A 14,088-nucleotide genomic window follows, 5' to 3' on the forward strand; every position below is an offset into this window, starting at 1 on the left:
TCTTTTTTCTACACTTCTCCCTTTTGATTTACTCTTCAACATGTGCAACAGTTGGATTAATTTTCCTTGACCCGTTTATTTTAATAAAATTATTTATATTATTAAATGTAATAAACAATTAATAAATAAAATTGGTATAAAAAATGATTTTTGTAATTAACAAAGGTCATTTTTATTTTTAAATATTGTAATTACTTAATAGTAGTTTATTTAAGAGTTACAAAATAAATATTCTTCCCTTGATTTGGTCTTCGTTATAGCGGTTAACATAGATTATTGCTCTTTTATATTATATATTTTTTAATAATTTGTCTAAAATATAACTAACCGGTTTTAGAACAAATTGGTTACCGAGTAGTTAGCTTTTGCTAACTGCTTTTTATTAATTAAGTATGTTCCAAAATGATGAATTCCTAACTATTAGGTTAGCTCGTGCTATCTACAAAAGGAGTTTGACGTTTTACTTAAATACTACAAAGATACTCTACTCATATATTTTTCAATAAAAAAAGAGAGATATATAATCTCCCCTTCTAATCCATAAACTATATAATTAGCGAGTGAATCCTCCACCAAATTGTTGTTCAGCCATTGCCACTAGACGTTTTGTGATTTCACCACCAACAGATCGGTTTGAACGAACTATTGCGTCTGCACCAAGTTGTACACCAAACTCTTGTGCGATTTTTCATATTTCATTTGATTGATTGCACTTTCAGCACCACGAACTAATAATTCGTTACGGCTTCCACTATTATTGTTTGCCATCATTACGTATACTCGTTAATTTTCATGTCTATACTGTTTAGAGAAGGTATTCCATGCCATTCGGATTGCCCTCCAGCACATGATAAGTTTATAATCGTTCCTATAATTAGGAACGGTCTTATTTCATTCAACTATCCTTTTTAGTTACAGTAACTGTTTTTTTAATAAGCATTACTACACAGTTTCTTCTGTTCAAGATAAATTTTCACTAAAATCATTCAAATTCTCTTCACTATTTAATACATATGTTTCATATAATAGTCTTTAATATTCATTCATACGATTAAACCATAGTCTTTTATTTTTATAACTTTTACACTTAATTCTAATACACCCTTATTTGCATGATTAGAATGTGCAGCTTCATGTTGTCCAAAATAGCTTGTATTCTGCTCCATCTAAATAAATTAAAAGTTATAGCATGTATTTTTAGCTAGGGGTAACGATAACATTTCAGAAACCTCATGCTAAGCAAATTCGGATAAGAAAAGTGTCTCTGTTACACCCTGTACCAGAGACAAACTATTTACTTTTTCTTGATAACTAAACTTTTCACAAAGAAAGAATTTAAACAATTTATAGAATTAATACTTGAGAAAAAATAGGAGCAGCCTATCGTGACAGACTCCTCCTGAAATATACCCCATGTATACATATTGGATATGAATTTATTTTACAAATAATGAATATTCACCATTTTTATCATCAAACTTATAAACATTCAAATAATATTTCCCTGGTTTCGCTACGAATTTCCCCTTTATAGTATTTCCTTCATCTTCACCACAAGCTACGTAATTTTGCATGTCTGATTCATGATAAAGTACCCATGTCATCCCAATATTTTGTTCATTTACCACAGAAATATCTACTTCTTTTGGATCTGTAACATTAAACGTATAAACATCTGTTTGATCAGGAGTAATCAGATTTCCTTTTACAAGCGTATTAAACGGGAGTACCTTCTCCTCTTCATAAGATTCACCTGTTTGCGGATCTTGTTTTATAGTAACTTTTGTCTGTTCTTTGCTTTCTTTTCCTCTACTATCTTTCACTGTTAGTTCCACAGTGTATGTTCCTTTTTCTCCATATACATGGGTAGGATTTGCTTCTGTACTTGTTGTACCATCTCCAAAGTTCCATAGATAAGAAGTAACTTTTCCATTTTCACTTGTTGTACCATCGCTATGAAATTGAATCTCTTCATTTACTATCCCGCTGTATGGTCCATTCATATTTACTATAGTATTTGTTTTTTCCTTTTCCTCAGTTGCAACACCATGAAAAACAATATCATATTCAAACTGGTTAGCTGCATTCACACGATAGTTTACAAAATAGGCTGTAACTGTTTTATAACCACTCCAACCTTTTTGGGATAACTGCTCTAAAGTTCGATTTACTTGTTTACTCATCGTTTTCCAATCTTCAGACTCACCTTTTGATGTACCACCTGTATACTTGCCTTCCACGGTAAATGTATTAAAGAATTGCGACTCATATTTTGTAATTTTGGCATCTTTTATATTTGCTACATCCACAATTTCGTTTTTCACTTCAGCTAGCGGCTTTGGTGCGTGTTGAATTAAATAATCATTTGTTACTTGCGGTACATTATATTTATCTTGATTATCAATCAACTGCTGCATATATGCTTGATATTCTGCATTCAATTGTGTATTGTTGCTCAATGATTCACGATATGAGTCATAATTTTTCACATCGTTTGCACGGATTAAATCTTGAAGCTTATCAAATGTTTCAAATTGATGATTATACAAATATGACTGTAGTGCAAAGGAATACTTATAAAAGTCCCATGATCCATATTTTGAGAACAAAGTTTGCTTTGCTGTATAACGGCTTGCTGGATCAGATGATAAGCCACTTATCATACTTTTACGCGGAACAACATTATTTGTACGTGTAGATCCTGCAAAAAATTCTGCATTCCCTTCTTGGAACCAAGTTAATCGTTCATTTTGATACATTTCTCCGCTTCCAAATAAACCAGGAACCTCATATCTTCCTTGTAAATAGTGAGTGAACTCATGACGGAACAACTCTTCTAAACTATAAATACTCTGCTTTGGCGTACGCTCATATGTAAAGAAAGTCCCCTTCTCTTCAATATAAATTCCACCGTTGTTTGTTTCATATCCATATAATTGTCTATTTAATTGATATTCATCTGGATTATTATAAATTACTATTGTTAGTACATCATCAGCGTTACCCGGTTCTAGCGCTTTATCATTACCAATTACACGGTGATATTGTGCCTTTACTTCTTTGGCTGCCCAATATAATTTCTTAATTTTTTCTTCTGTTACTTTATCTCCCGTCTTGAAGACAATTGATCCGTCATCAAATGTATATGTTTTAGGTAGGTATTGTCGTTTCCCTTCTTCACGTATTTTCTGTAGATCTACTGCATTTCCACTATAATCTTTTCCACCATAGTTTGTTTTCATTTGTTCTACTGCTACAAAATAAGGTCCACTTAGACGAGGATACAAGCTCATCGCTTGTGTAATAACTTCCAATCCTTTGTTTGAATTACTATGAAATTTCCCTAAACGACCTGCATAATAAATACCATTATTAATTAGCCAACCATTTTCATTTGTTATATTCCCCACGAGAGCAATTCTATTAACCTCATTTATAAAGTTATCAATCTTTCCATACCACATTGTTTCATTAGGTTGCTTATTCGTATCCTGCAAATAAGACTGTATATCATAATCAATTCCTTTTATAATTTCATATATGGCTTGTCCTTTCGCATAATTGCTTACATACGTTGAAAGGTTATCATTATATTGTTTTAAAACATTTACTGCATACTGTATTGTTTCAGTATCACTAGAGGCATTACCAATTAATTTTCCATATGCAGCTACTACTCTATCTTGCTCAGCTGTACCTAATGTGAAGTTTGGATTTTTCGCAATCGCTTTCAATGCTGGTAAACACTTGTCATGGAAGCTTCTCTCTTTTAAATAACTTAATTCATTATTATAATATCCTACATAAAAAGCAGAACGTAATACTTCAACAAATGTTTCAATGCCCTTTGAGTTTTCTTTCGTAAACGTCTTTCCTCGTTGTCCTAATTCATTAATAATAACGTTCATGCGTTCTTTATTCTGATAAAATGCTTTCGTATCTTGATTGAATTGAAATAAATCCGTAATTTGATTCCAAGAAATTTTTGATAATGTATCAATGAGTTCGCTATTAGGCATTTTATTCAGTTCTGCCAGAGTATAGCTTTGCTTTAATTGAATTTCATCACGTTTCATAACCAGAGTAGGACGTTGTGAAAAATCTCCTATTTTTAAACGTTCTTCAAAAGTCAAAGTTTCGTCCGTTTTTGTAGCATGTACAATTTCATCTTTTGAAGTTTCTGTCCCCATTGGTTTCATCTGTAAGATATTATAGGGTGCTGTTTCTTCTGCTGATACCTGTGTTTGAATACTTCCAAATGATAATGCCATCGTACTAATCCCAATCATCATTTGGGTAAATTTTAAATTCTTGTTCATTACATTTCCTCCATTTATATATTCCATCCAAAAATATAACATTTTATCTTAATAAATCATTATAATATGTATTATTTCATATTTTATTACATGAATTTCCTTATAAACTGATATTAAATAAAATATTATAGAAGTTCTTTCTTTTTCATCCTTACTCATGAATTGGGTATATCTTTTGTTTGAAATTTACGGGTTCATCGCAAGAAACCAAACTCTCTGGCAAGATTTCATAAGATATTTGGTGATAAAAAGCTTTGGATTTCTTAAGCAAATAGTTGTAATTCAATGGATACAGAAATAGACATACAAAAACGTGATCTTTTCTTATAATTTTACAAAAAGAATAACGTATTTTTTTATAAAAAATACTCGTCAAAGTGTAAAATAAAAAGGGCTATCTCAGCCCTTTTTGTTTTATAAATCCTCTATATTATATTCAGTATATCCCTCATAATAGTAACTACTATTAATACTTTTCATGAATATTTCATGACTATTTATTTCATCTACTAATACATTTTGGAGTAAATGCTTAATCTCAATATCTTTAATTGGGCTGCGTTCCATTACAGTAAATAATCTTCTTTATCAATTTTATTGCAGTCGACCACCTGATGAAATTCATTTTTAAAGATTAAATCTCCCCATATTCTTGTCGCTCTATCGTTTCCTTCTCTAAAGGGGTCGGCTATATTCATTTCAACTTAAAGAGAGTCTGTGTTTTGACACAAGCTCTTTTTTATTGCATTTCAAATATATTCAACAAGGTGAGTCTTTTTCAATTACAGCAATATAGAAAAAAGTCTGGTTCTGATGTAAAAACTTCAAAATAACCGCAATTAATCTATAAAACTCGGACATACCAATGAAGAAGCATTCAAACGAATCCGGACTGTTTAAATTTGATTATAAAACTATTTTTCTCTAGCAAAATAAAGCAAGGCTATGGTCGGAAAAGCGATTCCTATCCATAATGTTAGATTCCATCCTCCTAAGGCATATGCCCATCCTCCAATAAAGGATCCAACAGCACCTCCTAAAAAGAATATAGCCATAAATAGCCCATTTAATCGACTACGAATTTCTGGACTCAACGAGAAAATTAAACGTTGGCTAAGCACAAGGTTTGCAGATACTCCCATATCCAACAGAATTGCAGCAATTACTAAAACAGCTATTCCTATGGGCGAACTACTTTGAATAATAAGTGGAAGTAATAAAGAAATAATAACAATAGTGAGAGCTATCCCAGTGGCGGGTCGTGTCCAGCCAAGATCAGCTAGACGACCACCTATTGGAGCGGCTATTGCACCTGTAATTCCGACAAGTGCATATAATGCTATGGCAGTCTGAGAAAAATGAAAAGCAGGACTAGATAATAATAATGGAACAGTGGTCCAGAATAAACTAAAAGCCCCAAATACACAAGCATGATAAATGGCGCGACGGCGTAAAATTGGAGTAGTACGTAGCAGTTGCCACATTGAATTAAGTAAGGCTATATAATTTGTTTTCGCCTTTGGTTTCCTAGTAGGGAGTACTTTCGATAATACAAACGCTAAAACAATAATTACAGTAGCAGATAAAGCAAATATTGCATTCCATCCCCACATATCGGCTACTAGACTAGATATCGGTCGCGCAAGCATAATACCTAATAACAGACCACTCATGACATTGCCAACTACGCGACCGCGTGCATTCTCCGATGAAAGATATGATACAAGAGGTACGAGTACTTGCGCTGCGACCGAACCCAGTCCAATAAAGAATGAAGCAATTAACAACAAGGTTGCGCTTTTTACAAAAACCATAGAAATGAGTGCAAATGCACTTAAAAATAACAATATAAGTATCAATTTTTTATTCTCAACAATATCCCCCAAAGGCACAAGAAATAATAAGCCAACAACATATCCAATTTGAGTTAGCGTTACAATTAATCCAGCGCTACTATTAGAAAGCCCAATTTCATTACTAATTACCCCAATTAAAGGCTGTGCATAATAAAGATTAGCCACAATAATACCACATGCAGTTGCTAAAAGAATGACTAAGCCTGATGAAATATCCTTATCAATTGCTTTATTTTTAAAATTAGACATAACTATTTCCTCCCATACTTTTATTTCAAAATTACTAAATCACCTTGGCAAGTACTACTGCGATGCCATTTTTTATTGTAATAAATTAAGTTTGAGCTACTTTCCATTCTGCTTTTAAAAGGTCTAATTTCTTCTCTTTTTTATCCCCCTTATCTAAATGTTTTAGCAATTTAATTTGTGATTTTTGGAACCTAAATATATCCATAACATTACAAGATGTTAGTTAGTTAATTAATAAACTAAACGTTCAGTTTATTAATTAACTAAAATATATACTAAACGTTCAGTTTTGTAAATAGGCTATTTTGTTTTTTGTTCGTATTAAGTATACTAAACGTATAGTTTAGGTTTTGAAAGGAATGATTAATGTGCAAGGTAAAAGAGGTCGACCACGTAATATTGAAACCCAAAAGGCCATACTTTCTGCGTCCTATGAGTTATTATTGGAAAGTGGCTTTAAAGCAGTCACAGTCGATAAAATTGCAGACCGTGCTAAAGTCAGCAAAGCTACGATTTATAAATGGTGGCCAAATAAGGCTGCTGTGGTAATGGATGGTTTTCTTTCTGCTGCTGCTGCTAGATTGCCTGTACCTGACACAGGTTCAGCATTGAATGATATTTTAACTCACGCTACAAGTTTAGCCAGTTTTTTGATCAGTCGAGAAGGAACTATTATCAATGAGTTAGTTGGTGAAGGGCAATTTGATTCGAAACTAGCAGAGGAATATCGTGCTCGATATTTCCAACCACGTCGACTGCAAGCAAAGCAACTTCTGGAGAAGGGAATTAACAGAGGAGAATTAAAAGAAAACCTCGATGTTGAATTAAGCATCGATCTCATTTACGGGCCAATTTTTTATCGGTTACTAGTAACCGGTGAGAAGTTGGATGATTCCTATGTACATGACTTGGTTATAAATGCATTCGAAGGGATACGTTTGAAGTAATTAACATATAAACAAAGATTTAGATTTCCACTGTTTCCTATACTGATGTAACTTGTATTAACTTAATAAATAAAGTATCTAATTTTTTAAAACTGTTGTATATGGGATCGTCCCCGTATGCATCAGTTTTAAAACAGGATTAATCAACAAGCTAATCACGCTTCCTTTTTGATTTTTTGCAGGTTGTAATGTTTATTAGTTATTCATTTTTCATTTGAAAATAGATTAAAACCACATAAGAACCCTGAATTTGTATTGTATACAGTTTACCTATTCTAATTAGTTCTCATAAAATATATTCTGTTTACACAGGAATGGATAGGTTTTAATCTCTTCTGAATCTAAGGTTTCATCAAATAAATGAATAGCTGTAATTTGTCTACAATCGTAGGTATGATAATAATATGTACTAGACTCCATACACATTGTGCTTGTATAGATGGTATTGTCTAATATCCCTTCTTCCGTGATTACTCCACCCTTAGGAACTTCGCAATTTGATAAGATATGAAAACCGACTGATATTCCCTCTTCTTTTGAATCGTGATATATTTTAGATGTTGATATCATTGGATTTAAGTAATAATTACTTAAAAAATTAATAAATAAAAACCCTCCACAGCTGCAATTCTATCCTCATTTTTATTAACCAAATCGTACTGTAAATCATTTGTGAGCATTGCATATTTCATAATAATCCTACCTCCAATTAGCTAAGAATTTAATTTTTCTAAAATACAATGTCCATTATTCCACCAGTAGTAAGAATATGTAAAATGTTATTTTATCTGAATTTTCTAGATGATTTTCTGAAAATTAATACCTAATAGGACTCTATTTCCTATTAGGTATTAATTTAACGCTTTTTATTTTGAATAATCACTCATATGTAATTAAAGTTTTTCACTCTCTGTAAAAAATGATTTATGTTCTACTGGAGAAGAAAGCACTATTAAGGTTGTAGGCTTTCCATATTCTAAGCACAAATTAATATAGTCTTCGAGTGTATGTACAGATTCCGTCACTACCTTTGTTAGATAACTATACATACCGGCAATACGGTGACATTCAACCACATCCGAATGTTCCATTGCAAACTTTTTATATTTATTGCAATCCCTTGGTTCCATCAAAACAAACGCAGTAATATGTTTTTTTAATTCTTTCGGATTAACAATCGTGCGATAACTTATAATTACTTCCTGTTCTTCTAGTCTTCTAACTCGCTCTGTAACAGAAGGAGAACTCAAACCTACCAGTTTTCCTATTTCAACCATACTTAAACGTGCATTTTCCTGAAGATGAGAAAGAATCTTTAAATCTGTATCATCCATTGCTTGGCCTCCCCTTGATTAATTAAGAAAATATTTAATAATTCTTAAATTCTTTAAGAAAATTATAATTAATACATAAATTATAGCATGTTATCTTTTTTTTAAACTTTATATAATTAATATCAATTAACGAAAGAGAGGCTGAGAATCTTGACACAACAATCATTGAAACGTTCAATTACTTGGGTACAGGGGACCGCATTAACCATCGGAGCTGTGTTAGGTTGTGGAATCCTTATTTTACCTTCAATTACTGCAAATAGCGCTGGACCAGCTTCAATTTTATCTTGGGTTATCATGTCTATATTAGCTTTTCCTATTGTAGCGACTCTAGCGCGTCTTGCTAAAATGATTCCTAGTGCTGGAGGAATTACAGCTTATGTTCAAATGGCATTTAATGCAAATACAAGTGCCATCCTAGGCTGGATTATGTTAGGTTCTATTCCTATTGGAGTACCTATTATTGCTTTAACAGGTGCCCATTATATTGGATATGTTTTTCCAATAAGCAATCTTAGTGTTATAGGAATTGCAGCATTAATTTTAATTACCTCTTTGCTCCTACATATAAAAGGGATAGAACTATCGTCAAAAGTTAGTGTGTTTGTAATTTGTATTATTTCACTTTTAATAGTTGTCGCTGTTATCGTTTCTATACCATATGTAAAATTAAGTTCTTTTACACCATTTGTACCAAACGGGTGGTCTTCCGTTGGCGCTTCTTCTGTAATTATCTTTTTCTCCTTTGTAGGGTGGGAAATGATAACCCCATTAGCTGAAGAATTTAAAAGACCTGCTAAAGATATTTCCATTAGTTTATTTTTAGGAGCAATTTGTATCTCCATTATGTACATTGCTATATCTTTTGTAACAATAGGTACTCACTCATATGGTGATAAGAATCAGATAGCTTCCCTTAGTATTCTAATATCAAAAGGATTAGGACCAATAGGTACCTATATAACAACTATCTTAGCAATTTTCATTTCGTTTAGTGCTGTACATGCTAACATTGCAGGTTTTTCAAGGATGATTTACGCTCAAGCTAGAGAAGGACATTTCCCTTCCTTCTTTGCTAAGTTACATTCTCAATTTCAAACTCCAATTAGGGTATTACTAGTTTTAGGAGGAATTTTTAGTTGTATTTTAATTTTTTATGGTATGACACGACCAAATTTAGAAATGCTTCTTAAAGGTCCTAGTGTAATATTTATTACCTCATATATTTTTACAATGCTAGCTGCTCTTAAATTATTAAAAGTGCGTGATATTGGTTGGTGGATGGCCTTCCTATCTCTAATTATATGTATTATTGTATACTCATTTAGTGGTTGGGCTATTTTCTATCCAGTTATCTTATCAATTATTGGTTGGATTTATATAGTTATAAATAAGAAGTATAGTACTATAACCAATCATCAAATAAATATATCAAATGAAAAGTAGTTTCTACTCCTATAAACTCATACCATAGATTATATACCGTTATTAGCACTATCCAGGTTGGAATAAGTACAGTTTCAGCTGACTTATAATTAGATCAATGTAATTTAATAAAATATGAATGATTAATAGAAGTTATTTTTCATCTTTCAATTAACAACCCTTTTTTATAACGTACCTCTGCAAAGAAACGTTATAAAAAAGGGTGATTGATTATGTGCAGACCCTCTTTCCCCTTACTTCACATATACATAAGTTTCATTTGCAATTACAAAGTAGGTTTTATCCTTACTGTTGTATATTTTATATTGTAGCGAACCTGCACCAAAACAGTATAAATATAGGTTCTCGTGCAGTTTTTTTCAAACTATAATAAACTCCGGAAAACCAACTAAGGAGCATAATAGATGAGATTTGTTAAAGAAAAGTAGTTTGAGAAAGATAATATGTCTGATATTCTAAAGGAACGTGGTATTTCAATTTATCCAACGACCATTATGCACTAAATTCGTGAATATGAAAATTTTATCCGTTATATTTGAAAAACAGCATAGCAAAAATACATTTAGAAATGGATGAACTATATATAAATGTCAACTAATCTATGTAGAAAAACGTTCACTTAATTGTGCATAAAATTACTCAACTTCGAGAGCTAAGTGATTCTTGAGGGATGATAAGAATATCTGTAGATGCTTCAAGGTAACTACATAATGGTGTGAGTTATATACTTACAATTTCGGGTTAAACCATACACATAAAACAACTAACTCCTTTGCTCAATATTTTCTTTAGCTAGGTGTTCTAGAGCACAAGGAAATATATGTCGTTGCAATTTCCCACTTAACTTAATGTCTAGTTTAGTGTACCACCTCCAATTACTGCGTTACTTTTCGGGTTCAATTCATTATATTTTCTACTTTATCTTTATACTCAACATATTCTTTTCCCTCCATCACCGCTATCACCGCAAATTCATCATTTAAAACCATTCAACCCACATGTTTGCATTAATCACTCCACATATAGTGATATATTTTATGCTACCTAGCCTTATCTCCCCTTCATTACTTCCTCTTCAAGTTGATTTCTATATGTAAGCATAGCAATTATCTTTGTACGATTTTTTTCATCAGATTCAAATTGCTCAATTGTTACGTCACAACGAATCGTATCCCCACTAAAAACAGGACGCAAAAATTCAAAATCCATCTTACGAGCTAATACGTTATAATCACCGCCGATTTTTGTAGAAAGTGTTGAAGTTAACAGTCCTTGTACAACAAATCTCCCTTGCTCATCTGGTGTAACATGGTGCGCCCCCTCATCCCTAGAAACCTCTGTGAATAAAGCAATATCTTCTTTCGTAAAAGTTCGTTCAAAGGTGATTTTTTCGCCTACTTGCAATTTCATCCATACCCCTCCTCAAAAAAACTTGTAAAATAAGAAAAACCGAAACTAAAAATCATTTCGGTTTTTCTAACTAAAGAAGTCTATTTATTTTAAAGAATGAACAAACAACCCACTACGAAGTTTCGGTTCAAACCACGTTGATTTCGGTGGCATGACTTCTCCGGCATCTGCGATTGCTAATAAATCTTCCATAGATGTCGGATATAATGCGAATGCTGCTTTGTATTCGCCGCTGTTCACAAGGCGTTCTAGTTCTTCTAATCCGCGGATTCCTCCGACAAAATCGATACGTGAATCAGAACGCGGATCATGTATTTCAAGTACTTGGCTTAATAAATGATCTTGCAGGATAGATACATCTAAACCTCTAACAAGATCATTCGCATCAAATGTTTCTTCTTTCACAGTAAGCTTATACCACTTCTTATTTACATACATACCAAATGATTTGGGCTCATTTGGTTTATACGGAGAAACAGTTGCTTCTTCTACATAAAAGTACTGCGTAATTTGATTTAAAAACTGTTCCTCTGATAAGCCATTTAAATCTTTCACAACTCGGTTATAGTCCCAAATCGATAATTCATCATGAGGGAATAGAACCGATAAGAAGAAATTAAATTCCTCTTCTCCTGTGTAATTTGGATATTGTTCTCTTCGCATAAGTCCTACTTTTGCAGCTGATGCAGAACGGTGATGCCCATCTGCAATATAAAGATTAGGAATATCTTCAAATGCGTTTACTAAAGTCGTAATTACATCTTCATCTGCAATCTTCCACGCAACATGCTTAACACCGTCTTCTGCTGTAAATGTATAAATTGGCGCATGCTCTTCTTTCCAGCTTCTAATTAAATGCTTTACTTCATCTTTTGTACGGTACGTTAAAAAGATAGGACCTGTATTGGCGTCACACACATCTACGTGGCGAATACGATCTAGCTCTTTTTCATGACGTGTTCTTTCATGTTTTTTAATTGTATCATCTTCATACTCATCAATAGATGTACAAACAACAAGACCTGACTGCGTTCTTCCTTGCATCGTCAGTTCATAAATATATAGCGCTGGCTCTTCCTCTTGTATGAACACTTCTTCTCGTATAAATTGCTTTAAATTGTCGCCCGCTTTTTCATACACGCGATCATCATACGGTGACAGTTCAGGATCTAAATCAATTTCTGCTTTATCAACATGCAAGAAAGAATATGGATTCCCTTTTACAACTTCCCTTGCCTCTTCACTATTTAATACGTCATACGGTAAAGCTGCCACTTGTGCCGCTTTTTCCTCTACTGGACGAATGGCCCGAAACGGTCGTATTTTTGCCACATTCCTCTCTCCTTTACACAATCATTCGAACGGCTACAACACCTGTAATTTTGCTTATATTTTCTACAATATTCTCTTTTATTATATCATCAATTCCGTTATCGATATCAATCATTGTGTATGCCCAAGAATGTTTACTACGATTAATCATATCGGCAATATTAATATGATGTTCCGCTAAGCATCCTGTAATTTGCCCTACCATATTCGGGACGTTTTGATGCATAATTGTAATGCGTTTCTTTCCGATATACGGCAGCTCAACATTTGGATAGTTGACTGAATTACGTATATTTCCTGTCTCTAAATATTCACGTAATTGACGTGCTGCCATTACTGCACAATTTTCTTCTGATTCAGACGTAGATGCTCCAAGGTGAGGCGTCGCTGTTACATTTTTCATCTTTATTACATTTTCATTCGGGAAGTCCGTTACGTAATGTGTAATAATATCTTCTTCTAATGCTTTTTGAAGAACCTTTTCATCTACAAGTTCTCCTCTAGAGAAATTAAATAGACGCATCCCTCTTTTCATCTTCTCTACAGCGTGTTCCCCAATAATCCCCTTCGTTTGATTCGTAAGAGGAATATGCAATGTAATATAATCACATGTTGCAAAAATTTCATCAAGGCTAAATGCTCTTTGCACATGTGTAGAAAGACGCCAAGCTGTTTCAACTGAAATGTAAGGGTCATATCCGATAACATCCATCCCTAACGCTAACGCATCGTTCGCAACTAAAGCACCGATTGCGCCAAGTCCGATAACACCTAGACGTTTCCCTGCAATTTCTGATCCAACAAATTGTTTTTTTCCTGATTCAACAAGCTGTGGTACTTCTTCACCCTCTAAGTTTTTCGTCCAACTTACACCATTAATAATATTACGTGAAGACATAATAAGACTGGCAATAATGAGTTCCTTTACAGCGTTTGCATTTGCCCCCGGCGTGTTAAATACTACAATTCCTTTTTCTGTACATCGCTCGACAGGAATATTATTTACACCAGCGCCAGCTCTTGCAATCGCCTTTAAGTCTTTTGAAAACTCTTCTTGATGTAAAGAGTAGCTACGAAGCAAAATTCCATCTGGATGATTGATTCTATCTCCTACTTCATAACGTTCTTCAGTAAAAACTTGCAAACCTTTTTCTGCAATTTGATTTAACGTTTGAACACGAAACATATCCCCATC

At 33.1% G+C, this 14,088-nt stretch carries 8 protein-coding genes and 4 pseudogenes; 2 read left to right on the forward strand and 10 right to left on the reverse strand.

Features of this window, described 5'->3' with window-relative positions; translation table 11 throughout:
- Positions 1-553: 553 nt before the first annotated feature.
- The 4 genes and pseudogenes from MR136_RS05990 to MR136_RS06005 form a co-directional block, all read right to left on the reverse strand.
- Positions 554-768, reverse strand: a pseudogene (locus MR136_RS05990) (small, acid-soluble spore protein, alpha/beta type).
- 668 nt (positions 769-1,436) lie between these two features.
- A complete protein-coding gene (colA, locus tag MR136_RS05995; protein ID WP_242259282.1) occupies positions 1,437-4,319 on the reverse strand; it encodes a collagenase ColA in 2,883 nt (960 codons plus the stop codon).
- Between the two features lie 414 nt (positions 4,320-4,733).
- Positions 4,734-5,023, reverse strand: a pseudogene (locus MR136_RS06000) (protein adenylyltransferase Fic); the annotation flags it as partial.
- Positions 5,024-5,233: 210 nt separating this feature from the next.
- Positions 5,234-6,424 (reverse strand): MFS transporter, encoded by a 1,191-nt coding sequence (locus tag MR136_RS06005; RefSeq protein ID WP_242259283.1) that lies wholly within the window; start codon positions 6,422-6,424, stop codon positions 5,234-5,236.
- A gap of 368 nt (positions 6,425-6,792) precedes the next feature.
- Between MR136_RS06005 and MR136_RS06010 the strand changes: the two genes are divergently transcribed.
- Positions 6,793-7,371 (forward strand): TetR/AcrR family transcriptional regulator, encoded by a 579-nt coding sequence (locus tag MR136_RS06010; protein ID WP_001161705.1) that lies wholly within the window; start codon positions 6,793-6,795, stop codon positions 7,369-7,371.
- 279 nt (positions 7,372-7,650) lie between these two features.
- Here MR136_RS06010 and MR136_RS06015 read toward each other — a convergent pair.
- The 3 genes and pseudogenes from MR136_RS06015 to MR136_RS06025 form a co-directional block, all read right to left on the reverse strand.
- Positions 7,651-7,914 (reverse strand): annotated as a pseudogene (locus MR136_RS06015) (linear amide C-N hydrolase); the annotation flags it as partial.
- Between the two features lie 65 nt (positions 7,915-7,979).
- Positions 7,980-8,063: pseudogene (locus MR136_RS06020) on the reverse strand (cysteine hydrolase family protein); the annotation flags it as partial.
- 201 nt (positions 8,064-8,264) lie between these two features.
- Positions 8,265-8,705 carry an Lrp/AsnC family transcriptional regulator gene (locus tag MR136_RS06025; protein ID WP_000342842.1) on the reverse strand — a complete coding sequence of 147 codons (441 nt, stop codon included), beginning with the start codon at positions 8,703-8,705 and terminating at the stop codon, positions 8,265-8,267.
- A 150-nt stretch (positions 8,706-8,855) separates the two neighbouring features.
- Here MR136_RS06025 and MR136_RS06030 point away from each other — a divergent pair, with 150 nt between their 5' ends.
- Complete coding sequence (locus MR136_RS06030; RefSeq protein ID WP_242259284.1) at positions 8,856-10,151, forward strand: APC family permease; 1,296 nt, start codon at positions 8,856-8,858, stop codon at positions 10,149-10,151.
- A 1,050-nt stretch (positions 10,152-11,201) separates the two neighbouring features.
- On the opposite strand, the gene MR136_RS06035 is transcribed toward MR136_RS06030, so the two are convergent.
- From MR136_RS06035 to MR136_RS06045, 3 genes are all read right to left on the reverse strand, one after another.
- Positions 11,202-11,561, reverse strand: a complete 360-nt coding sequence (locus MR136_RS06035; RefSeq protein WP_000776357.1) for a hotdog family protein — start codon at positions 11,559-11,561, stop codon at positions 11,202-11,204.
- A gap of 84 nt (positions 11,562-11,645) precedes the next feature.
- Entirely contained in the window at positions 11,646-12,893 is a 1,248-nt protein-coding gene (locus tag MR136_RS06040; protein ID WP_001989074.1) for a DUF1015 domain-containing protein, read from the reverse strand.
- A gap of 13 nt (positions 12,894-12,906) precedes the next feature.
- Positions 12,907-14,079 carry a 3-phosphoglycerate dehydrogenase family protein gene (locus MR136_RS06045; protein ID WP_000490228.1) on the reverse strand — a complete coding sequence of 391 codons (1,173 nt, stop codon included), beginning with the start codon at positions 14,077-14,079 and terminating at the stop codon, positions 12,907-12,909.
- Positions 14,080-14,088: the final 9 nt, after the last annotated feature.

It is taken from the genome of Bacillus cereus group sp. BfR-BA-01311 (assembly GCF_022664295.1).
In the GTDB taxonomy this organism is placed as follows: domain Bacteria; phylum Bacillota; class Bacilli; order Bacillales; family Bacillaceae_G; genus Bacillus_A; species Bacillus_A cereus.